This is a genomic window from Streptomyces sp. NPDC048191, from assembly GCF_040652655.1.
Taxonomy (GTDB): Bacteria; Actinomycetota; Actinomycetes; order Streptomycetales; family Streptomycetaceae; genus Streptomyces.
Window position 1 is genome coordinate 106,365 of record NZ_JBEZMO010000014.1, and the last position, 22,358, is coordinate 128,722.

Sequence of the window (22,358 nt, forward strand, 5' to 3'; positions counted from 1 at the left end):
CCGACGGGACACCGGGGGTGGAGCGGGTCAGTGCGCCGGGGCGTCGGTGACGACGACCTCTTCGATGTCGCGCTCGATCTGCTCGGGCTTGGAGGCGGTCGCCTTGGCCCAGTAGTAGATGCCGAGCGAGAACGCCGCGACGACCAGGATGTCCCACCACAGCGGCAGGTCACCGTTACCGCCGAACGTGCTCAGGTAGGAGAGCACGCCGATGCCCACCAGGTAGGGCGGCAGCCACTGCGCGGCCTTGAAGTCCAGCCGCGGCGCGTTGGGCAGGTTCTTGCGGATCGCGTACCAGGCGTACGAGCCGAGCAGCACGTAGCCGATCAGGATCGCGCAGCCCAGGCGCCACAGGGTGTCCCAGCCGGACCAGAAGATGATCAGGTTGGCGACCACGAAGGACAGCGGCGAGATGACCTTGCCGAAGGGCAGCCGGTACGGACGCTCGTGGTTCGGCAGCCGGTCGGCGAAGACGCCGTAGGCCAGCGGGGCGCCCGCGTACATCAGCACGCTCGCCGAGGTGATGAAGCTGACCAGAGTCTGCCAGCTCGGGAACGGCAGGAAGCAGACGATGCCGGTCACGAACGAGATCGCGAGACCGAACCACGGCACACCGCGCGAGTCCGTCTTGGCGAACACCTTCGGCGCGTAGCCGTTCTTGGCCAGGCCGTAGGAGATGCGGGAGGTGGCGGTGGTGTAGATCAGGCCGGTGCCGCCGGGGGAGATGATCGCGTCGGCGTACAGGACCCAGGCCAGCCAGCCCAGACCGACCAGCGAGGCGAGACCCGCCCAGGGGCCGCTGATGCCGGCGTAGGCCAGGTTCGCCCAGCCCTTGGCGAAGGAGGCGTGCGGCAGGGCACCGATGAACACGATCTGGAGCAGCAGGTAGATCACGGCGCCGATGGCGACCGAGCCGAGCGTCGCGCGCGGCAGGTCACGCTTCGGGTTGCGGCTCTCGCCGGCCAGCTGGATCGCCTGCTCGAAGCCGAGCAGGGCGAAGATGATGCCGCTGGAGCTGATCGCGGTGAGGACACCCTTGGCGCCGAAGGGCGCGAAGCCCTGGGAGGTGAAGTTGCCCGGGTGGAAGTTGCCGATGGCGATGATGAAGATCGCCGCGAGCGGGACCGCGATCTTCCACCAGGTGGCGGCGCTGTTGGTGTGCGCCAGGACGCGGACACCGAGGAAGTTGACCGCGACGAACACGGCCATCAGGAGCACCGCGACGACGATGCCGCTGGTGGTGAGCGTGCCGTTCGTGTTCTGCAGGCCGTCGGCGAAGTGCCAGTGCTTGGCGTAGCCGATCATGGCCTCGACCTCGATCGGGGCCACCGTCGCGGCCTGCAGCCAGGAGAACCAGCCGAAGGACATACCGGCCAGGCCGCCGAAGGCGTAGTGCGGGTAACGGGCGGTACCGCCCGCCACCGGGAACATGCCGCCGAGTTCGGCGTGCACGAGTGCGAGCAGCACGATCGCCACCGCACCGATCACCCACGAGATGATCGCCGCGGGGCCGGCCGCCACGACGGCCTTCTCGGCGCCGAAGAGCCAGCCGGAGCCGATGATGGAACCCACCGAGGCCCACATCAGGCCGATGAGTCCCACATCGCGGCGCAGGCCGCCACCGGTGTCGCTTTTGGCTACCGGCGCAGCCTGGTCGACGTTCGCCATGTCTAGTGGCCCTCTCAGATCTGTACGCAGCGTTAACGAGCAAGGAGGCCACAGGCTAGGGATGCTTTCTGAGTCAGCAAAAGACTGTTAACCAAAATTTGACCCGGGATCTTCGGTGTCTTGGTCCCACACTCGGTTACTGACTTGTCACAGGTCAGATGGCCAGTCGGAATGTCAATATTCAGCGGCGAATTGTTGGTAGAAGGAGAGATTCGCTAGCCCAGACGGGGAATTTCGATGGCTGGGCAGTGGTCCATGACCATGTCAAGACCGGCCGCCCGGGTCCGCCCGTAGGCGGCCTCGTCCACGACACCGAGCTGGAACCACACCGCCCGCGCGCCCTTGGCCACGGCCTCGTCGGCCACCGCGCCGGCCAGCTCGCCGTTGACGAAGACGTCGACCACGTCGGCGTCGAAGGGGATGTCCGCGAGGGAGGCGTACCCCCGCTCTCCGTGCACGGTCTCCGCCTTCGGGTGCACGGGCACGATCCGCTTGCCGAACCGCTGGAGCGCCTGGGCCACCCCGTACGCGGCCCGGTCGCGGTTGGTGGACAGGCCGACCACCGCCCAGGTGTCACCCAGCTCGGTCAGGATCCTGCGGATCGTCGCTTCGTCGCCGTACACGGCCGCCTCCTCGGGGCTGCGGGGAACTGTTCACCTCGGCAACAGCGGCCCGGCGGGTCCCGATTCCCGCCCCGCGCCCCTCGCCACCGTGTCCGGAATCGGCACGAGATGCCTGCGTACGACCCTCCGCCCGCCTACGCTCAGCCCGTGCTGCGCATCCTCGACGCCCGAACCGGTGAGCCCGTCCCCGCCCGCCGCGGCCTGACCCGCATCGAGGCCCATGCCTCCGGCCTCGATCCGACGGCCCTGCGGGTGCTGCTCACCGCAGACCTCCTGGTCCGCGCCCTGGAACTGGGCGGCACCCCCGTCTGGACGACCCTCACCGCGCCCCACGACCACGCCGAGCTCGGCACGGCCGCGACGGCCCTGTCCATCCACCCCTTCGAGAACGCCCGTGACCTGGCCTCGGGCCTCGGGGAGACCCAGGCGATCCATGTGACGGCCGGTCCGGCGGATGCCCCCGGCGGGGGGCCGGTGGTGTGGGTGGCGCCGGTGGTGTGGGCGGGGGAGCGGGTCGACGGCGGGGGGAGGGACGCGTCCTCGGCGGGCCCGTCCGGGGCGGTGCCGGGCACCCCGGGCGCGACCGGGGCGATCGGCGGGGCTGCAGGGTCCGGTCGTGGCGGGGTGCCGGGAGCGGCGGCGGGGCCCGTCGTCGGTGGCGTGCCGTCGCCGGAGGGGACCGGTGCTGCGGGCCTCGGCACCGGCGACAGCGAGCAACCGGCCCGTGGGAGGCCGGGTGCCACGGACGAGCCGGAGCCCGCTGCCCGGTCGGCTCACGGCCGTACCTCCGAGCCGGCTCCCGACCGCGGCCCCGGGCCGGCTCACGGCCGTACGTCCGAGCCGGTTCCCGACCGCGCCCCCGGGCCGGCTCCCCGCCCCGCTCCCGACTTCGGGCCCCTCCTCTCCGACCCCTCCGCATTCCGGCTCGCTCTGCTGTCCGTCCCGCGAGGTGAAGCCGTCCGGCTCGACCTCGCCGTCCTGGAGGAGGCCGCCGGACGGCTGGCCCGGTGGCGGCGGGCCGTCGCCGGATGGGCGCGGCAGCCTTCGCGGCCCGTGCCCGACGAGGTGCGGGCGCGGCTGCGGTCCGCCTGGGAGGACGATCTCGACGTGCGCGGCGTGCTGGAGGTGCTGCGAGCCGTGGAGAGCGCCCCGGAGCTCGCCGACGGCTCCCGCTTCGAGACGTATGTCTACGCCGACCGTCTGCTCGCCCTCGACCTCGCGCGCGATCTCGGGAGCCTGACGTGACCGCGCGGGCGGGCACGGGCCCGCTGCGCCGGCTGGTGGTGCTGCGGCACGCGAAGTCCGCCTGGCCGGAGGGCGTGGAGGACCACCGCAGGCCGCTCGCGCCGCGCGGTCTGCGGGACGCCCCGGCTGCAGGGCGCGCCCTCGCCGAGGCCGACTTCCTGCCCGACCTCGCCCTGTGCTCCACGGCCGTACGCGCGCGCCGCACCTGGGAACTGGCCTCCGCCGAGTGGGGCACCCCGCCACCGGTGCGCTACGACCGGAGGTTGTACGCGGCCGACGTACCGGAGCTGCTGGAGGTGGTCCACGAGGCGCCGCCCGAGGTGGAGACGCTGCTGCTGGTCGGGCACAACCCCGGGCTGGAGGAGCTGGTCCTGGAGCTGGCGGGCGACGGGCTCGACGACACGCTGGACCGGGTGCGGACGAAGTTCCCGACGTCCGCGATCGCCGTGCTCTCCTGGCACGGCACCGGCTGGCCGGCCCTCGGCCCCCGTGCGGCCCTCCTGACGTCGTTCACGGTGCCGCGGGGCCGAAAGCGCTGAGGCGCGTGTCGGTATGCGGCTCCGCCGCGCGGCCGCGACGACGTCACGGGCGGCGGCCGACGGCGACGGGCGCCGCCGCCCGTCCGGCGCCCCCGGTGGAGCGCATACGCTGACGGGATGCAGGACGAGTACCGCACCGTCGCCCGCGCGGGTGTGCACGAGATCGAGATCAACCGCTCCCGCTTCCTGTGTGCCCTCGCCCCGGCCGCCACCGAGCAGGAGGCGCAGGACTTCATCGCCTCCGTGCGCAAGGAGCACGCCGACGCCACCCACAACTGCTGGGCCTACGTCATCGGTGCCGACGCCTCCGTGCAGAAGGCCAGCGACGACGGCGAACCGGGCGGCACGGCCGGCGTCCCCATGCTCCAGATGCTGCTGCGCCGCGAGATGCGCTACGTCGTCGCGGTCGTCACCCGGTACTACGGAGGCGTCAAGCTCGGCGCCGGCGGACTCATCCGCGCCTACGGCGGCGCCGTAGGCGAGGCCCTCGACACACTCGGCACGCTCACCCGGCGCCGCTTCCGGCTGGCCACGGTGACCGTCGACCACCAGCGCGCGGGCAAGGTCCAGAACGACCTGCGCGCCACCGGACGCGAGGTCCGGGACGTCCGCTACGGCGAGGCGGCGGTCACCATCGGGATCGGGCTGCCGGACGCCGACGTGGACGCGTTCCGCGCGTGGCTCGCCGATGTGACGGCGGGCACGGCAGGCTTCGAACTGGGCGGCGAAGCCTACGGAGATGCGTGATGTTCGCCGCTAATCGGGCATAACGGGCATGAGGGTGGCGGGTCATGACGGGCTGATACGGGAGTAACCGCCCGTGATGTCAGACCCGGCCGTTAGTCTCGGGGATCATGAGACTCCTGCACACGTCCGACTGGCACCTCGGCCGGGCCTTCCACCGGGTGAACATGCTCGGGGCCCAGGCCGAGTTCATCGGTCACCTCGTCACCACCGTGCGCGAGCACGAGGTGGACGCGGTGGTCGTGTCGGGCGATGTGTACGACCGCGCGGTGCCCCCGCTCGCCGCCGTCGAGCTGTTCGACGACGCCCTGCACCGCCTCGCGGACCTCGGCGTGCCCACGGTGATGATCTCCGGCAACCACGACTCGGCCCGTCGGCTCGGCGTCGGCGCCGGACTCATCAACCGCGCCGGCATCCACCTGCGCACCGAACCGTCGGCCGCCGGCACCCCCGTCGTCCTCACCGACGCCCACGGCGACGTCGCCTTCTACGGCCTTCCGTACCTCGAACCGGCCCTGGTGAAGGACGAGTTCGCGGTGGAGAAGGCCGGCCACGAGACCGTGCTCGGCGCCGCCATGGACCGCGTCCGCGCCGACCTCGCCACCCGCGCCCCGGGCACCCGCTCGGTCGTCCTCGCCCACGCCTTCGTCACCGGCGGCCAGGCCAGCGACAGCGAGCGGGACATCACCGTCGGCGGGGTCGCCGCCGTACCGGCCGGCGTCTTCGACGGCGTCGACTACGTGGCGCTCGGCCATCTGCACGGCTGCCAGACCATCACCGAGCGCGTGCGCTACTCGGGCTCCCCGCTCGCGTACTCCTTCTCCGAGGCCGACCACCGCAAGAGCATGTGGCTGGTCGACCTGGGCGCCGACGGATCCGTCCGCGCCGAGCGGGTCGACTGCCCGGTCCCCCGCGCGCTGGCCCGCATCAGGGGCACGCTGGACGACCTCCTCGCCGATCCGGACCTCGCCCGCCACCAGGACGCCTGGGTCGAGGCCACCCTCACCGACCCCGTCCGCCCCGCCGACCCCATGGCCCGGCTCGCCGACCGCTTCCCGCACACCCTCAGCCTCGTCTTCGCCCCCGAGCGCGCCCCGGACGACCCCCAGGTGTCGTACGCCCGGCGCCTCGCGGGCCGCAGCGACCAGCAGATCGCCCAGGACTTCGTCGCCCATGTGCGCGGCGCCGGACCCGACGACCGGGAGGCGGCCGTCCTGCGCGAGGCCTTCGACGCCGTGCGCGCCGACGACGCCGTACGGGAGGTGGCCCGGTGAGGCTGCACCGGCTCGACATCACCGCCTTCGGGCCGTTCGGCGGCTCCCAGAGCGTCGACTTCGACGCCCTGTCCGCCGCCGGGCTCTTCCTCCTGCACGGCCCGACCGGCGCCGGCAAGACCTCCGTCCTGGACGCCGTCTGCTATGCCCTGTACGGCTCCGTCCCCGGCGCCCGGCAGAGCGGCCAGGGCATGAACCTGCGCAGCGACCACGCCGAGCCGCGCACCCGCACCGAGGTCCGCCTCGACCTCACCGTCTCCGGCCGCCGCCTCGAGATCACCCGGCAGCCGCCCTGGGAGCGGCCCAAACTGCGCGGCACGGGTACGACCGTCGACAAGGCCCAGACCTGGCTGCGCGAATACGACGCCACGGCCGGCGCCTGGAAGGACCGCAGCCGCTCGCACCAGGAGATCGGCGAGGAGATCACCCAGCTGCTCGGCATGAGCCGCGAGCAGTTCTGCCAGGTCGTTCTCCTGCCCCAGGGCGACTTCGCCCGTTTCCTGCGTGCCGACGCCGAGACCCGCGGCCGGCTGCTGGGCCGCCTCTTCGACACCCGGCGCTTCGCCGACGTAGAGAAGCGCCTCGCCGAGCGCCGTCGCGCAACCGAGGCACGCGTGCGGGAAGGCGACGCGGCGCTGCTCGCCGACGCCCACCGCATGCAGCAGGAGGCCGGCGACGCGATGGAGCTGCCCGAGCCGGTGCCCGGCGACCCGGGCCTGGCCGACGCCGTCCTCGGTGCCGCCGCCGTCGCCCGCGCCACCGCCCGTGAACGGCTCACCGTCGCCCACTGCCGCCTCGCCGCCGCGGAGACCGCCCACGCCGAGACCCGGCGCGCCCTGGACGACGTACGCGAACTGGCCCGGCTGCAGGGCCGGTTCACCGAGGCCAGGCGGCGCGCCGAGCGGCTCCAGGAGCGGTCCGGCGCCCATCACGAGGCCCAGCGGCGCATGGAGAGGGCCCGCAAGGCGGAGGCGGTCGCGCCCGCGCTGGAGCTGCGGGAGGCCGCCGAGGAGGAGCACCGCAGGGCGACCGCGGCCGAGACGCGCACGCGTGGCCTGCTCCCCGGCTCCTACGCCGACGCGGGCACCGCAGGGCTCGCCTCGGCCGCCCGCCGGGCCGCCGAGGAGCTGGGCGGCCTGGACGCGGCCCGCCGCGCCGAACGGCGGCTCGCCGAGCTGACCGAGGAGCGGTCCGGGCTCGACCGCCAGGAGCGCGCCGACGACGACGTGCTCCGCGAGGCCGAGGGGTGGCTCGCCGAGTGGGACACCACCCGCGCGGCACTGCAGTCCCGCGTCGACTCCGCACAGGAGGCCGCCACCCGCGCCGAGCAGCTGGCCGTCCAGCGGGACCCGATGCGCAGGCGCCTCGACGCGGCCCGCACCCGGGACGAGCTGGCCGCTGACCTGGAGGACGCCCAGCGCCGGGCACTCGCCGCCGGGCAGCGCACGCTGGACGCCCGCACCCACTGGCTCGACCTCAAGGAACAACGCCTGACCGGCATCGCCGCCGAGCTGGCCGCCCACCTCATCGCCGGCCGGCCCTGCGCCGTCTGCGGAGCCACCGAACACCCCGCACCGGCCCGCAAGGTCGCCGGGCACGTCGACCGCGAGACCGAGGAGCAGGCCCTCGCCGCCTACCAGCGCGCCGAGGAGCAGCACACCGAGGACGAGCGGCGGCTCGGCGTCGTCCGCGAGGCCCTCGCCGCCGCCACCGCCGAGGCCGGCGACACACCCACCGCCCAACTCGAAGAAGCCGCGGCCGAACTGGAGCAGGAGTACGCCCGCGCCCGCCGCGACGCCTCCGTGCTGCACGCCGCCCACGAGGAGTTGCGGCGCGCCGAGCGCGAGCGCGAGCAGCGCCTCGCCGACCGCCAGCAGGCCGCGGTACGGACCGCGTCCCGGCTCACCCGGCGCGAGACGCTGGAGCGCGAACAGGCGCAACTGGAGGCGGAGTTGACCAAGGCACGCGGCGGGTCGGGCAGTGTGGCCGCCCGAGCCGCCCAGCTGGAGCGGCAGGTGACGCTGCTGACCGACGCCGCCGACGCCGCGCGCACCGCCGAGGACGCCGCCCAGCGGCTGAAGGACGCCGACGCCCGCCTCGCCGACGCCGCCTACCGGGCCGGTTTCGACACCCCGCAGGCGGCGGCCGCCGCCCTCCTGGACGCCGCGGCCCATCGCGAGCTGCAGCACCGCCTGGACGCATGGCAGACGGAGGAGGCCGCCGTGCGCGCGATGCTGGCGGAGGCCGACGCCGCGGCCGCCGCCCAGCGGCCGCCCGCCGACCCGGCCGCGGCCGAGCGCACCGCCGCCGCGGCCGAACACCGGCTGCGCGAGGCGGCCTCCGCCCGTGACGCGGCGGAGCGCTGCTGCGCCGAGCTGGACCGCCTCTCCCTGCAGGCCGCGCAGGCCGTACGGCGGCTCGCCCCGCTCCGCGCGGAGCACGACCGGGTCGCCCGTCTCGCCGCCCTCACGGCCGGTACCTCCGCCGACAACGAACGCAAGATGCGCCTGGAGTCCTACGTCCTCGCGGCCCGGCTGGAGCAGGTCGCCGCCGCCGCGACCGCGCGGCTGCAGCGCATGTCGTCGGGCCGCTACACCCTCGTCCACTCCGACGACCGCAGCGGACGCGGCCGCAGCGGGCTCGGGCTGCACGTGGTCGACGCCTGGACCGGCCGCGAACGCGACACCGCCACCCTGTCCGGCGGGGAGACCTTCTTCGCCTCGCTCGCCCTCGCCCTCGGCCTCGCGGACGTCGTGACCGACGAGGCCGGCGGTGTCCGCCTCGACACCCTCTTCATCGACGAGGGCTTCGGCAGCCTCGACGACCAGACCCTGGACGAGGTCCTCGACGTCCTCGACTCCCTGCGCGAACGCGACCGCAGCGTCGGCATCGTCAGCCACGTCCCCGACCTGCGGCGCCGGATCCACGCCCAACTCGAGGTCGTCAAGGGCAGATCGGGATCGGTGCTGCGGGAGCGGGGGGTCTGACCGGTCAGCGGCCGAGCGCGCGCCGGGGCAGCGGTGAGGAGTACACGACGCTGGTGGTCACCGAACCCAGCGCGCCGATCCGCCCGGAGATCTCCTCCAGGTGGGACATGGACCGGGCGGCGACCTTGATGACGAAGCAGTCGTCGCCCGTCACATGGTGGGCCTCCAGGATCTCCGGCGTCGCGGCCACCAGGTCGTGGAACGGCTTGTAGTTTCCGTTCGGGTACCGGAGACGGACGAACGCCAGGATCGGCAGGCCGAGCCGCTCGGGGTCGACGACCGCCGCGTACCCCTGGATCACGCCCGCGTCCTCCAGCCGCCGCACCCGTTCGGTGACGGCACTGGGCGACATGGAGACGGCCCGCGCCAGCTCGGCGTAGCTGGCCCGTCCCTCCCGCTGGAGGACCTCGAGTATGCGCCAGTCGGTGGCGTCCGGGGAATACACGGTCATCCCGGATGGATAGCAGGGAAATCCCGGAGGGGACAAGAGGAGCGCCGTGGATTCCCCCTTCAAGGTCCGGGGTGCGGACCGTAGATTTCCAGTCATGATCACCAAGAGCTCCCAGACCTCCGTGAACCCCGTCCTGCGGGTACCGCCCGCCGCGCCCGCCGAGGCGGCCGCCCACTTCCGGGCGAGCCTCGCCTTCCACGCCGACGTCTCCGACGTGGCCGCCGCGCTCACGGCCGGCGGCGACCCCGGCTTCGTCGTCGTGGACTCCCGCTCGACCGAGTCCTGGGACCAGGGCCACCTCCCCGGCGCCGTCCACCTGCCCACCGCGCTCATCCCGGAGCAGGCCGGGCAACTCCTGGACAGGTCCGTGCCGGTGGTGACGTACTGCTGGGGCCCCGGCTGCAACGGGGCCACCCGCGCCGCCCTCGCCCTCGCCGAACTCGGCTACCAGGTCAAGGAGATGCTCGGCGGCTTCGAGTACTGGGCGCGCGAGGGCTTCGCCTACGAGACCTGGCAGGGCCCGGCGCGCCGCGCCGCCGACCCGCTGACCGCGCCGGTCGAAGGCGAGTGCGGCTGCTGACCGAAGCCCGTGTAGGTTCTTGGCCCATGGCTCGATACGCGGATCCAGGCGCGCTGGAGTGGGTGGAATCGGGCGGCGGCCCGCTGATAGCCGTCCCGGAGACGGTGCTGCCGTTCTGGGCGGGCGCCGACAGCGAGGAACTCGACACGGACTACGACCGGGCGTGCGAGGTCGACGGTTACGTCGGGCTGCTGCCCGTCGGTGACAGCGCGGCCCTGGTGTTCGGGGACGAACCGGCCTCCACCTCGTACCTGCCGGACCACGGCACCTTCGTACGGTGGTCCGCCGCGCACTCGGAGGCGGACCTGCTCGCCGGAGTCCCCGCCGCTCTCGACACGGCGGTGTGGGGGAGCGAGGTGCACTGGCGGGTGCCCGGCCCGGTGCTGCTGTTCGACTCGGCCTGGCCGGGCGGCTCCGCGGCGAGCCAGGAGCACCTGCGCATCCCGCTGGAACCGGGCTCGTACGCGGTGCGCGCCGCGTACGTCCAGCCCGGACCGGAGACCTGGGTCGGCCTGGTGCAGCTCAGACGGCTCGGACACTGACCGGGGCCCCCACGACCGTCAACGCAGGCCGTCGAAGGCGATGTCCAGATGCCGGGGGCCGCGCAGCACCGCGTTCTGCCGGTACGGCGGCGGGTCCTCGACCAGGCGGGGGTTCTCCAGCCGCCGGGCCAGTGCGGACAGGGCGGCCTGGGCCTCGAGACGGGCCAGCGGAGCGCCGAAGCAGCTGTGGATCCCGCTGCCGAACCCGAGGTGCTGGATGTCCTGGCGGTCCGGGTCGAAGCGGTCGGGGTCCGTGAACCGCTCCGGGTCCCGGTTGCCCGCGGCGAGCACGAGCCAGATCCGCGAACCCTTGGGAATGGTGACGCCGCGCACCTCGATGTCGGTGATGCAGGTCCGCTGCGGCAGGAGCTGGACCGGCGGCTCGTAGCGCAGCAGTTCCTCCACGATCCTGACCGACAGGCCGGGGTGGTTGCGCAGCCGCTCCAGGACCTCCGGGTGGCGCAGCAGCGTGAGCATGCCGTTGGTGATGAGGTTGACGGTCGTCTCGTGGCCGGCGATGAGCAGCAGCACCGCGGTGCTGAGCACTTCCATCGTCGTCATGGCGCCGTCCGGACCCCTGCTGTTGACCAGGTCGGACAGCATGTCGTCGCGAGGTTCCCGGGCGCGCTGCTCGACCAGCCCGTTCAGGTACATCCCGAGCTCCAGCCGTGCCTCCTGCGCCGTCCGCTGGGAGTCGGCGCTCGTGCGGGTGTCCGGGTCCAGGCCGGCGACGATCGGGTCGACCCAGGCACGGAAGCGCGGCTCGTCCTCGCGCGGCACCCCGAGCAGCCGGCAGATCACGGTCACCGGGAAGGGGTAGGCGAACTGGTCGACCAGGTCGATCTGCCGTGCGTCCCCGAAGCCGTCGATCAGCCCCGCGACGATCTCGTCCAGGTCGCCCCGCATGTTCTCGAGACGACGGGGCCGGTGCGGTGGGCCGAACGAGCTGTTGGCGATCCTCCGCAGCCGGTCGTGCTCCGGCGGGTCGAGCCGGATGAAGCTCGGCGGCAGCCCCGTCGCCTCCGGCCCGGACAGCTCGTCGTCCCCGGCCGCGGTCGCATTGGCCGCGTCGGAGCTGATCCGCGGGTCGTGGAGCAGCGCCTCGATGTCGTAGTACGAGCTGATGACGTAGGGGCCGTCCTCCTCGTGGAGCACCGGTGTCCTGCGGAGTTCCTCGTAGATCGGATAGGGGTTGGCGCGGTTCGCGAAGTCGGTGATCTGGCGCAACATCGAGGCGTGCGGCATGACAGGTCCTTGAGACGTCGGGCCCGGGCGGCGGTCAGTGGCGGGCGGGGTGGAAGAGCAGCTGCTGGTCGGCCGGCGAGTAGCCGCTGAGGGTCACCATGGGACCGTGGGTCGGCAGGGACGGGTCGGGGAAGTCGGCGTCCACCGGCTGCCGCCCCTCGAGACGCCGGTCCACCGTCGGGAACTCCACCGGGAACGGCGCGCCCCGTGCGATCTGCCGGGCGTAGAACTCCAGCCACCGCGTGTTGTCGAAGCTGACCGCGGCCACGATCCGGCCCTGGTAGCCGTAGACACCGACGAACCGGCGCTCCGCCGGCGACCCTTGCGTGATCATGATCTGCTCGCCCATGGGCGGCACGCCGACCGACTTGATGTTCACGCGGAACATCGACGACCAGAAGGCGGGCATCCACAGGTGCGGGCGCCGGTCCGCGCCGTGGCAGACCATGTTGTGCGCCGCCGTCTCCGCCTGGGCGACGGCGTTGCCCCAGTGCTCCATCGACAGGAACTGGTAGCCGAACAGGGCGTGCGGGGACCGTGCCACGTCGCCCGCGACGAAGACGTCGTCGGTGACGATGCCCCGGAAGTCGAAGGCCCGGCACCCCGCGTCACAGGCGATGCCCCGGGGGCCCGCGCCGAGCCCCGATCCGGTCAGCCAGTCGGTGTTGCGCAGCGATCCGAGCGAGACGACCACGACGTCCGCCTCGACGGTGCTCTCGTCGGACAGGTGCACGGCCCGCACCCTGCCGACCGCATCACCCTCCAGCGCGGTCACGGTGACATGGGTACGCAGGTCCACGCCGTTCTCGGTGTGCAGGTCGGCGGCGACCTTGCCGATCACACCGCCGAGCGCCCCCACCAGGGGCGCACCCGCGCGCTCCGCCACGGTGACGGGGACACCCATCTCCCGGCAGGCCGAGGCGACCTCCGAACCGGCGAAACCGGCGCCGATGACGAACACCCGGCGCGGCCCCGCCTTCAGCCGCCCGTACAGATCGGCCGCGTCGTCCCGCGTCCGCAGCAGGCAGACGCCGTCCAGCCGGGCCTCGTCCTCCTTCAGCCACGGCCGGGCGCGGACGCCGGTCGCGATGAGCAGCCGGTCGTACTCGACCTCGTCGCCGTCGGCCAGCCTGACCCGCTTCGCCGCCAGGTCCAGACCCGTCGCCGCGACGCCGAGCCGCCACTTGGCGTCGATCTCCCGGCGGTGCGGCAGTTCCGTCCGGTGCGGGGACGCCAGGCTCAGCAGGACGGACTTGGACAGCGGCGGCCGGTCGTACGGCTCGTACGGCTCGTCACCGATCAGGGTCAGCTCGCCGGCGAAGCCCTCGGCACGCAGGGTCTCGGCGGCCCGCAGGCCCGCCAGCGACGCACCCACGATCACGATCCGGCCCTCGCGCCTGAGCCAGTCCACGTAGTCAGCGGGCATCGGAGGTCCCCTGCTCCGGTCCGGGGCCCGCCTCACCCGTGTCGTCCAGCCCGTCCGCCGTGATCGCCTGCACCGGGCAGGCCGCGACGGCGCGGGCCAGCCGCTCGCGCTGCTCCTCGGGCGCGTGCGGGTTGTAGACCAGTGACTCCTCGCCGTGCATGGCGAAGACGTCCGGCGCGAGGAACGCGCACTGGGCGTACCCCTGACATTTGTTGAGATCGACGACGAGCCGCATCGATGGTCCGCCCTTCCAGTGGCCAGGTCCGGTGCCCACGACCCGTGCCGCGGGGCGTCTGCGGACGGTGGTCATGTCCCGTCCGCCAGCATGAGAGCCACGACGGCGTTCCGCCTGCCGGCGCCACCGATCGGAGCATCGGCGGTCCCCGCGGCGCGCGTGCGGTCCGTTCGTCACCCGTCCGCTGCGGTACGGCGCCGGGCGCGGCCGCTCGCGCGGAAGATGTACCCGCTGAGCACCAGCGACCAGGCCGGGAAGACGAGTTCCGCCCAGGGCACGGTGGACGAGGCGACCAGCAGGGTGACGGCCGTGAGGAAGCCCAGGACGGTGAGCGGGCGGGGCAGGACCCCGAGGCGGTGGCCGATCACCGACATGGAGCAGACGAACACGGCCGCCATCCGCATGGAGTACTCCGTCAACAGCGTGTACGCGACGTGGCGGCCGAAGTTCCAGGAGGACAAGGGCGGCACCGTACCGGTGGGGTGCGCCACGGCGAGTACGGAACCGGCCGCGGCGGCGGCACCGAACATCATCGCGGTGAAGACGAGTCCGCTGCCGAGGAGGACGGTGGCGATGAACCTGTCCTCGTTCTCGCCGATGTGGGCCCGGACCGCGCCGACGAACCACAGGAAGAAGATGCCCGCGAACGGCACGAGCGCGAGGGCCGTGCGGAGCGCGTCACGGCGCGCGGTGTCCGTGAATCCCCGCGCGGTGACCGCGTCGGCCCCCTCGGGCAGGCCCAGCCGCACCAGCACGATCACCGCCGCGAGCAGCAGCGCGAACACGACTCCCGCGAGCCCGGCGGCCCGCGGTGTCTCCAGTACCTCCTGTCCGGCCCCTTTCTGCCGCATACCGCGCGCCTCCTCCACATCGCCTCCGGCACCAGCTAGCCGCCCCCCGGCGGCGCGCGCCACCGGGGGGCGGCCGGACGGCCGAGCGGCCGCCCCCCGCCGGCCGGGCCGCCGTTCGCTCGCGCCGTACCGCCCGTCGGCCCCGGGGCGGTCCGCCGTGCCCGCAGACTCGCGTCCCGCCCCGACCCGGCCCGCCTCATCGCCCGGCCGGCCACCGACGAGGCGGGCCGGATCACGGGGAGGCCGTCAACTCCGAAGGCGGTGTCCGGCGTCGACGACCGGCGGTCACAGCTGGGACAGCTCGTCCACCAGGTCGTCCAGGCCGAGCGACCCCTGCGACAGCGCCGCCATGTGCCACGCCTTCAGGTCGAACGCGGCACCGTGCCGCTCGCGCGCCTTCTCCCGGCCCAGCAGCCACGCCCGCTCACCGAGCTTGTAACCGATCGCCTGGCCCGGAATCGTCAGGTACCGGGTCAGCTCGCTCTCCACGAAGTCCGCCGGCCGGCTGCTGTGCGCACCGAAGAACTCCTGCGCCAGCTCCGGCGTCCACCGCTCACCGGGGTGGAACGGCGAGTCGGCGGGGATCTCCAGCTCCAGGTGCATCCCGATGTCCACGATCACCCGGGCCGCCCGCATCATCTGCGCGTCCAGGTAGCCGAGCCGCTCCTCGGGGTCCGTCAGATAGCCCAGCTCGTCCATCAGCCGCTCCGCGTACAGCGCCCAGCCCTCCGCGTTGGCGCTGACGATGCCGACCGTCGCCTGGTAGCGGGAGAGGTTCTCGGCCACGTGCACCCACTGCGCGAGCTGCAGGTGATGGCCGGGCACGCCCTCGTGGTACCAGGTCGACACCAGGTCGTACACCGGGAAGCGGGTCTGCCCCATGGTGGGCAGCCAGGTCCGGCCGGGACGGGAGAAGTCCTCCGACGGACCCGTGTAGTAAGGGGCCGCGGCGCCGCCCGGCGGTGCGATGCGCGACTCCACCTTCCGCACCCGCTCGGCGAGTTCGAAGTGTGTGCCGTCCAGGTCCGAGATGGCCCGGTCCATCAGGCCCTGCAGCCACTCGCGGACCTCTTCCACACCCTCGATGTGCCGGCCGTGCTCGTCGAGGTGCGCGAGCGCCACCCACGGCGTCCCGGCGCCGGGCAGGATCTTCTCCGCCTCCTTCTTCATCTCGCCGAGGATCCGGTGGAACTCCGACCAGCCGTAGGCGTACGCCTCGTCCAGGTCGAGATCGGTGCCGTTGAAGTAGCGGGACCAGCGCGCGTACCGCTCGCGGCCCACCGTGTTCGGGGCGCCCTCGATCGCCGGCGCGTAGACGTCCCGCAGCCAGTCCCGCAGCTCCACCAGGGCGCCGGTCGCCGCGCGGGCCGCCTCGTCCAGCTCCGCGCGCAGCGCCTCCGGCCCGGCGGCCGTGAAGTCCTCGTACCAGCCGCGGCCCTTGCCGTCCGTGTCCGTCCACTCGGTGAGCTGCTGGATGTACGTCGCCGTCGGCCGGGGAGCCGCGAACAGCTTGCGGTCCAGGCCCAGTTGCAGCGACTCACGGTAGCCCGCCAGCGCCCCGGGCACCGCGCGCAGCCGCTCGGCGATCGCCGCCCAGTCCTCGTCCGTCTGCGACGGGGTGACTGTGAAGATGTCCCGCACCGAGTGTCCCGGAGTGGCCATGTTGCCGACCGCGCGCAGGTGCTCGTCCGCCTCGTGCACGGTGAGTTCGGCGGTCAGCCGCTCACGCAGCAGCCGGCCGCAGCGCCGCTCCACGTCGCTGTCCGCACCGGGCTGCCGCTCCGCCTCGGCCAGCTCGGCGAGCGTGGTCCGGGACAGCTCCGCGAGGGCGGCCTGACCCGCGGGAGAGTAGTCGGGCAGCCGGCTCGAACTCTCCTTCACACCGAGGTAGGTGCCGGTGACCGGGTCGAGGGCGATGAGGGCGTCCACGTACGCGTCTGCCACCTGTCGGGGCAGCGGGCTCTTGGTCTCAGACATGCGCCCCATCCTCGTACGAGAGGGATCACCGCGTCACCCACGTTCGAGGGGATTCAGCTGTGGGCGTGGCCGGGCGGCAGCAGCGGCCCGCACTCCCACTGCTGGAAGATCAACCGGGTCTCCACCCGGGCCACCTCACGGCGCGAGGTGAACTCGTCGAGCACCAGCCGCTGCAGATCGGCCATGTCCGCGACGGCCACATGGACCAGATAGTCGTCCGGCCCGGTCAGATGGAACACCGTCCGTGCCTCCGGCAGCGCCCGGATCCGCTCCACGAACGGCCCGACCAGCTCCCGGCGATGCGGCCTGACCTGAACCGAGAGCAGCGCCTGCAGCCCGCGGCCGATCCTGGCCGGGTCCAGCTCCAGCCGGTGACCCAGTATCACGCCCGACCGGCGCAGCCGGGTCACCCGGTCCAGACAGGTCGACGGCGCCACGCCCACCTGGGCGGCGAGATCGCGGTAGGTGGTCCGGGCGTCGTTCTGCAGCAACCGCAGCAGATGGAGGTCCACCGGATCCAGTACGACGGATTCGGCCATTGGCCGAACGTAGCACGGTGTTCGGATCCAGTGAACCGTTCACTGTTCACCCTTCCGCCCATGGACACAGCGACCACCGGTGCCTACGACGGCGTACGCACCGCATCGAGAGCCCTGGCCACGGAGGCCGTGCACGCCGGCCGCGACGATCTCGCCCGCCAGGGCCTGCACGCCCCGCCGATCGACCTGTCCACCACCTACCCTTCCTACGACAGCCGCGGCGAGGCGGCCCGCATCGACGCCTTCGCCACCGACGGCGCCGACCCGGTCGGACCGCCGGTCTACGGCCGGCTCGGCAACCCGACCGTCGCCCGCTTCGAGACCGCCCTCGCCCGCCTGGAGGGCACCGAGTCCGCGGTCGCCTTCGCCAGCGGCATGGCGGCGCTCAGCGCGGTCCTCCTCGCCCGCTCCGCCATGGGCCTGCGCCATGTGGTCGCGGTACGGCCCCTGTACGGCTGCAGCGACCATCTGCTGACCGCCGGGCTGCTCGGCACCGAGGTCACCTGGACCGACCCGGCCGGCATCGCGGACGCGCTCCGGCCGGACACCGGGCTGGTGATGGTCGAGTCCCCGGCCAACCCGACCCTGGCCGAACTCGACCTGCGGGCCATCGCCCACTCCTGCGGCTCGGTCCCGCTGCTCGCCGACAACACCTTCGCCACACCTGTGCTGCAACGCCCGGTGGAGCACGGCGCCCGGCTGGTCCTGCACAGCGCCACCAAGTACCTCGGCGGGCACGGTGACGTCCTCGCCGGTGTGGTCGCCTGCGACGAGGAGTTCGCGGGCCGGCTCCGGCAGATACGGTTCGCCACGGGTGGGGTGCTGCATCCGCTGGCCGGCTATCTGCTGCTGCGGGGACTGTCCACGCTCCCGGTGAGGGTGCGGGCCGCCTCCGCGAACGCCGCCGAACTGGCCGGCCGGCTCGCCGCCGACCCGCGCGTCGCCCGCGTCCACTATCCACGGCTGGGCGGCGCCATGATCGCCTTCGAGGTGCACGGCGACCCGCACGAGGTCATCTCCCGGGTCCGCCTCGTCACCCCGGCGGTGAGCCTCGGCAGCGTCGACACGCTCATCCAGCACCCCGCCTCCATCAGCCACCGCATCGTCGAAGCCGACGACCGCCGCGGGGCGGGAGTGAGTGACCGGCTGCTGCGGCTGTCGGTGGGGCTGGAGGATGTGGACGACCTGTGGGCGGACCTCGACCGGGCGCTGGGGGAGCCTGCCCGGACGCCGGTGCCGCTGCGGGAGGCGGTGCGCTGAGCGGTACCGGCCGGCGCAGGGCGTCGCGAAGTCCGGCACCACCGGGCGCCCCGGCGCCGGGACAGTGACCACCCGCGCCGGGTCCGTCCTTGCCCCGGCCGTGGCTGCCGGTTCTCACCCGGGTCTCCGGGTTCGGCTCGGAACTCCGGCCCGTCTCCGGGCTCTTGCCGCGGCCTGGCCGTCGGGGTTGGCTCCTCCGCCGGTCCGGCCCCGGTGCTTTCGCCGCGGTCCGGCCGCCCGGTCCCGCGCGGGCCGCTGGTCAGGCTCGGGGGTGGCGGTGCAGGCCCGGCCGCCGTTCCGGACCACGTGGGTGGTCGAGACCCGCGACCGTGCCGCGGGACGGTCGCCGCGGGCCGGGCTGCCACGCGTGTGCGAGCGGGACCGGCTCCGGCGGGACCAGCGCCGGTTCGGGCCGGGCTTCGTGCGTGGCTGGGGGTGGTTCCGGCCGGGCCTCATGCGTGACCGGGGGCGGTCCCTGCCCGGCCTCGTGCGTGACCGGGGGTGGTTCCGGCCGGGCTTCGTGTATGACCGGGGGTGGTCACGGCCGGGCCTCGTGCGTGACCGGGGGCGATCCCGACCCGGCCTCGTGTGTGATCGAGGGTGGTTCCGGCCGGGGTTCGTGCGTGACTGGGGGTGGTCCCTGCCGGGCCTCGTGTGTGATCGTGGTTCCGGCCGGGCCTCGTGCGTGACCGGTGCCCGGCCGGGCTTCCGTGTCAGTCTCGTCGGGACGGGTCGGGCAGGTGGTGCAGGGCGGTGTCGTGTGCCGTCCGCGCGGCGGTCCGTGTGGGGTCCAGGCGGGCCGTGATGACGAGCGTGCCCTCCTCGATCTGGTAGTCCAGGGGCAGCCCGAGGCCGCGCATCGCCGCGACCATGCCGGTGTTGGACGCCTGCGTCACGGCGTACACGCTCTCGCAGCGGGCCTCCACGGCCATCGCCACCAGCCGGCCGAGCAGCTCACCGCCGACGCCGCGCTGCTGCCAGTCGTCCTCGATCAGCAGGGCGACCTCGGTCTCGTCACCGTCCCACAGCAGGTGCCCGAGACCGACGATGCGGCCGGAGGTGGTCTGCGCGGCCAGTGTCCGGCCGAAGCGGGGGCTGAGCAGGTGGTTGAGGTAGCGGTCCGCGTCGCCGACCGGGCCGTGGTAACGCATGCCGAGCGTGCGCGGCGAGCACCGCTCGTGCATCGCCTTCGCGGCTGTCAGGTCCCCGGTGTCGATCCGGCGGACGGTGATGTCGTTGCCCTCGGGCAGCGTCAGCACGTCCCCGCCCCGCGGGATCCGCGGGCCGAGCCGGTTGTCCAGCTCCACCAGCGCCCGGGCCCGCGCGAACTCGGTGGGCGTGAACGGCAGATACGGCCGCTCCACGGTGAGCACCCCGCCCTCCGGTGCCCGCAGCCGCATCACGGTGTCCTCCAGCACGCCCTCGACCGGCACCGGCTCGGGCCCGCGGCCCCCGCCGACCGGCGTACCGGGCAGGGAGCGGATCGTGCACCGGCCCAGCAACTGGCGGAGCGCCAGCGGCAGTTCGGCGGCGTCCAGTGCCGTGCGCGCGGCCAGGCCCAGCACCCGGGTGGGGGCGTCGACCAGGTCGTGGGCGTCGGCCCGCTCGATCCAGGTGGACACACCGCCGGCCAGTGCGGCCGCCCGGGTGATCTCGGCCGCCGCGAGCGCGCCCGGTGCCCGGAGCAGGAACTCGTCCACGGTGCCGTCGGCCAACGGGTGCGTCTGCAGGCTCAGGATGTCGACGCGCCGCCCGGCCAGCGCCGCGCACAGCGCCGCCAGCGAGCCGGGCTCGTCCTTCACCGTCGTCCGCATCCGCCACAGCGCACCGGTGTCGGTCACGTCGTCCGAGCCGTCCCCCGGCTGCTCCGAGGGCCCGGCCGACCGCGTCTCGGCGGAAGGCCGGGCACCGGTATCGTCGGCCGGCGGTGCGTGTCCGTGGCGCCGTGCCCACCACGTGTGGAAGCCGGCCGTCGCGGCGAGCACGACCGCCGAGATCACCAGCAGGGCGGGGCCGCCGGGGCCGTGCCCGATCAGGTTCGCCACCCCGTCGGCGACCGCCACGGCCGTGAACAGTGCTGCCAGTTCCACCAGATCCCGGCGCCAGTGGTGCACGGGTCGTCCGTGCCTCGCCCGGGTCACATCCGACATGTTTGGAGTCATGCAGCCACTGTGAAGGAAAGGTGTTGCGTGATCACGAACTGTTTGTGACCGATGGGTAAAGCATGCTCCGTCCGTTTTGTTCGATTTTCCACCGTCGGCCCGCCCCCTACGCCGGGCTCCAGATGGTGGCGTTGTCGTCGTCGAGTGCTCGAGTCATACGAAAACCGTAGAGCCGGCCACTGACACTCGGTCCGACCTGCGAAGATACCCGTAGTGGCGCGGAGTTGACCGTGCCGCGCCCCGAGGGATGACACCGGCGCGCGGCACCTGGGCAGCCTACGGGACCGATGGGCCTTCTACTGGCCGACCCGGCCCGGCTGGAGCCGCTGCGAGAACAGGACGTTGCCGTCGTACTCGCGCAGCCGGACCGTCAGCTCGCCGCTGTCGCCGTCGATGTCGACCTCGCCGAAGAACTGGTAGCCCTGGGCCGGCGACACGTTCGAGGCCGTGGGTGCCTTGACGAACACCCGGTCCGGGCCGAACGTGCCGTCCAGCGCGCTGGCCGGGAAGGCACCCGCGTTGAGCGGGCCGGAGACGAACTCCCAGAACGGCTCGAAGTCCTTGAACGCGGCCCGCGACGGGTCGTAGTGCTGGGCGGAGGTGTGGTGCACGTCCGCCGTCAGCCACACCGTGCCGGTGATCCGCCGGTGCTTGATGAAGCGCAGCAGCTCGGCGATCTGCAGCTCACGGCCGAGCGGAGCGCCCGGGTCGCCCTGCGCGACCGCCTCGAAGTCCGGCTTGCCCTCGACCGGATCGGGCACGACGAGGCCGAGCGGCATGTCGTTGGCGATCACCTTCCACACCGCACGGGACTTCGCCAGCTCCCGCTTGAGCCACTCCAGCTGCTCGCGGCCGAGGATGCCGACCGGGTCCGTGGTCTGGTCGTCGGGCGAGTTGGCGTTCCGGTAGGTGCGCATGTCGAGGACGAACACGTCCAGCAGCGGGCCGTGGTGGACGACCCGGTAGATCCGTCCGTCCGGGCGCCCGCTGATCGTGGAGACCGGGAAGTACTCGGAGAAGGCCTGCCGGGAACGCAGCGCCAGGTCGTCGAGCCTGGTGCCGGCCGGGTAGGGGGTGCCGGTGCCGATGACCTCGCCCGGGTACCAGTTGTTGCGGACCTCGTGGTCGTCCCACTGGATGATGTTCGGGACCTGGGCGTTGAACCGGCGCAGGGCCGAGTCCAGCAGGTTGTAGCGGAAGTTGCCCCGGTAGTCGTCCAGGGTGACCGCGACGTGCGACTTCTCCTCGGTGGTGACGTTCCGGTAGACGCTGCCGTCGGGCAGGGTGGCGGTCGCCGCTACGGGTCCGTCGGCGTAGATGTTGTCGCCGCTGCACAGGAAGAAGTCGGGGTCCACCTTCGCCATGGCGTCGAAGATGCGGTAGCCGCCGATGGACTCGTTGATGCCCCAGCCCTGTCCCGCCAGGTCACCGGACCACACGAAACGCACGCCCTGGCGCCGCCTGACCGGCGCCGTACGGAAGGTTCCGGTGACCGGTTCGCTCGTGCGGCGCGGGTCGTCCGGGTCGGCGAGCAGCACACGGTAGTGGATCTGCTCGCCGGCCGGCAGGCCGTGCAGCCGGGTCGTGCCGGTGAAGTCCGTGCCGGAGCCCAGCAGCGGGCCGTGCCATCGGCGCGGGTCGCGGAACGACTCGGTGGCCGAGGTCTCCACGATCATCCGGGCGGCCCGGTCCGAACGCACCCACACCAGACCGGAGTCGGTGCTCACGTCACCCGCCTGCACGCCCCAGCCGGCCCGGGGGCGCCCGGAGCGGGCGAACGCCGGGGCAGCGCCGAGGCCGACGGGCAGGGTGAGGGCCGCCGAGGCGACGAGGGAACCGCGCAGTACGCTGCGGCGCCCCGGGGACGGACGATCTGACATGGCTGCGCCTCCAGGGAAGGGATCCGGCCAGTGTGCAGAGCCACACCTACTGGGACGCCGAGGCGCGCATGCAAACCCGAAGTGAACAACGGCGTGGGCGGGGTTCGTTTCCGTAGCGGCCCCGGTGGGA

General features: G+C 73.2%; 18 protein-coding genes and 2 pseudogenes. 9 read left to right on the forward strand and 11 right to left on the reverse strand.

Annotated features, from left to right (window positions below; translation table 11 throughout):
* Positions 1 to 27 precede the first annotated feature (27 nt).
* The gene (locus AB0D93_RS23060; RefSeq protein ID WP_362122129.1) at positions 28 to 1,668 is read right to left on the reverse strand and encodes an APC family permease; all 1,641 of its coding nucleotides are present in this window, start codon (positions 1,666 to 1,668) and stop codon (positions 28 to 30) included.
* A 215-nt stretch (positions 1,669 to 1,883) separates the two neighbouring features.
* A complete protein-coding gene (locus AB0D93_RS23065) occupies positions 1,884 to 2,291 on the reverse strand; it encodes a CoA-binding protein (protein WP_362122131.1) in 408 nt (135 codons plus the stop codon).
* A 147-nt stretch (positions 2,292 to 2,438) separates the two neighbouring features.
* Between AB0D93_RS23065 and AB0D93_RS23070 the strand changes: the two are divergent.
* From AB0D93_RS23070 to AB0D93_RS23095, 6 genes and pseudogenes are all read left to right on the forward strand, one after another.
* A pseudogene (locus AB0D93_RS23070) lies at positions 2,439 to 2,729 on the forward strand (hypothetical protein); the annotation flags it as partial.
* Positions 2,730 to 3,194: 465 nt separating this feature from the next.
* Positions 3,195 to 3,536 (forward strand): annotated as a pseudogene (locus AB0D93_RS23075) (hypothetical protein); the annotation flags it as partial.
* Entirely contained in the window at positions 3,533 to 4,075 is a 543-nt protein-coding gene (locus AB0D93_RS23080; protein WP_362122133.1) for a histidine phosphatase family protein, read from the forward strand. The pseudogene AB0D93_RS23075 and the gene AB0D93_RS23080, both read left to right, overlap by 4 nt.
* A gap of 117 nt (positions 4,076 to 4,192) precedes the next feature.
* Positions 4,193 to 4,822: a YigZ family protein gene (locus AB0D93_RS23085; RefSeq protein WP_362122135.1), complete on the forward strand. Its 630-nt coding sequence runs from the start codon at positions 4,193 to 4,195 to the stop codon at positions 4,820 to 4,822.
* A 107-nt stretch (positions 4,823 to 4,929) separates the two neighbouring features.
* The gene (locus tag AB0D93_RS23090; RefSeq protein ID WP_362122138.1) at positions 4,930 to 6,093 is read left to right on the forward strand and encodes an exonuclease SbcCD subunit D; all 1,164 of its coding nucleotides are present in this window, start codon (positions 4,930 to 4,932) and stop codon (positions 6,091 to 6,093) included.
* Complete coding sequence (locus AB0D93_RS23095) at positions 6,090 to 9,080, forward strand: SMC family ATPase (RefSeq protein WP_362122140.1); 2,991 nt, start codon at positions 6,090 to 6,092, stop codon at positions 9,078 to 9,080. The genes AB0D93_RS23090 and AB0D93_RS23095 overlap by 4 nt, the downstream gene beginning before the upstream one ends.
* A 4-nt stretch (positions 9,081 to 9,084) precedes the next feature.
* Here the strand turns inward: AB0D93_RS23095 and AB0D93_RS23100 are convergent, their stop codons facing one another.
* Positions 9,085 to 9,531: an Lrp/AsnC family transcriptional regulator gene (locus AB0D93_RS23100; RefSeq protein ID WP_362122142.1), complete on the reverse strand. Its 447-nt coding sequence runs from the start codon at positions 9,529 to 9,531 to the stop codon at positions 9,085 to 9,087.
* Between the two features lie 94 nt (positions 9,532 to 9,625).
* On the opposite strand from AB0D93_RS23100, the gene AB0D93_RS23105 reads away from it, so the two are divergent.
* Positions 9,626 to 10,111, forward strand: coding sequence for a rhodanese-like domain-containing protein (locus tag AB0D93_RS23105; RefSeq protein WP_362122144.1), 486 nt, complete (start codon positions 9,626 to 9,628; stop codon positions 10,109 to 10,111).
* Positions 10,112 to 10,137: 26 nt separating this feature from the next.
* Positions 10,138 to 10,653 (forward strand): immunity 21 family protein, encoded by a 516-nt coding sequence (locus AB0D93_RS23110; RefSeq protein ID WP_362122146.1) that lies wholly within the window; start codon positions 10,138 to 10,140, stop codon positions 10,651 to 10,653.
* An 18-nt stretch (positions 10,654 to 10,671) separates the two neighbouring features.
* Here the strand turns inward: AB0D93_RS23110 and AB0D93_RS23115 are convergent, their stop codons facing one another.
* The 6 genes from AB0D93_RS23115 to AB0D93_RS23140 form a co-directional block, all read right to left on the reverse strand.
* Positions 10,672 to 11,898, reverse strand: coding sequence for a cytochrome P450 (locus AB0D93_RS23115; RefSeq protein ID WP_362122148.1), 1,227 nt, complete (start codon positions 11,896 to 11,898; stop codon positions 10,672 to 10,674).
* Positions 11,899 to 11,932: 34 nt separating this feature from the next.
* Entirely contained in the window at positions 11,933 to 13,324 is a 1,392-nt protein-coding gene (locus tag AB0D93_RS23120; protein WP_362122150.1) for an FAD/NAD(P)-binding oxidoreductase, read from the reverse strand.
* Positions 13,314 to 13,559 (reverse strand): ferredoxin, encoded by a 246-nt coding sequence (locus AB0D93_RS23125; protein WP_362122351.1) that lies wholly within the window; start codon positions 13,557 to 13,559, stop codon positions 13,314 to 13,316. Before AB0D93_RS23125 ends, AB0D93_RS23120 begins: the two co-directional genes overlap by 11 nt.
* Positions 13,560 to 13,732: 173 nt before the next feature.
* Positions 13,733 to 14,410 carry a hypothetical protein gene (locus AB0D93_RS23130; protein WP_362122152.1) on the reverse strand — a complete coding sequence of 226 codons (678 nt, stop codon included), beginning with the start codon at positions 14,408 to 14,410 and terminating at the stop codon, positions 13,733 to 13,735.
* Between the two features lie 285 nt (positions 14,411 to 14,695).
* The gene (locus AB0D93_RS23135; RefSeq protein WP_362122154.1) at positions 14,696 to 16,387 is read right to left on the reverse strand and encodes a DUF885 domain-containing protein; all 1,692 of its coding nucleotides are present in this window, start codon (positions 16,385 to 16,387) and stop codon (positions 14,696 to 14,698) included.
* A gap of 53 nt (positions 16,388 to 16,440) precedes the next feature.
* Positions 16,441 to 16,926, reverse strand: a complete 486-nt coding sequence (locus tag AB0D93_RS23140) for an Lrp/AsnC family transcriptional regulator (protein ID WP_362122156.1) — start codon at positions 16,924 to 16,926, stop codon at positions 16,441 to 16,443.
* Positions 16,927 to 16,986: 60 nt separating this feature from the next.
* Here AB0D93_RS23140 and AB0D93_RS23145 point away from each other — a divergent pair, with 60 nt between their 5' ends.
* Entirely contained in the window at positions 16,987 to 18,186 is a 1,200-nt protein-coding gene (locus AB0D93_RS23145) for a PLP-dependent transferase (RefSeq protein ID WP_362122158.1), read from the forward strand.
* Between the two features lie 713 nt (positions 18,187 to 18,899).
* On the opposite strand, the gene AB0D93_RS23150 is transcribed toward AB0D93_RS23145, so the two are convergent.
* Both AB0D93_RS23150 and AB0D93_RS23155 read right to left on the reverse strand, forming a co-directional pair.
* Entirely contained in the window at positions 18,900 to 20,348 is a 1,449-nt protein-coding gene (locus tag AB0D93_RS23150) for a GNAT family N-acetyltransferase (RefSeq protein ID WP_362122160.1), read from the reverse strand.
* A 296-nt stretch (positions 20,349 to 20,644) separates the two neighbouring features.
* Complete coding sequence (locus AB0D93_RS23155) at positions 20,645 to 22,228, reverse strand: alkaline phosphatase D family protein (protein WP_362122163.1); 1,584 nt, start codon at positions 22,226 to 22,228, stop codon at positions 20,645 to 20,647.
* Between the last annotated feature and the right edge of the window lie 130 nt (positions 22,229 to 22,358).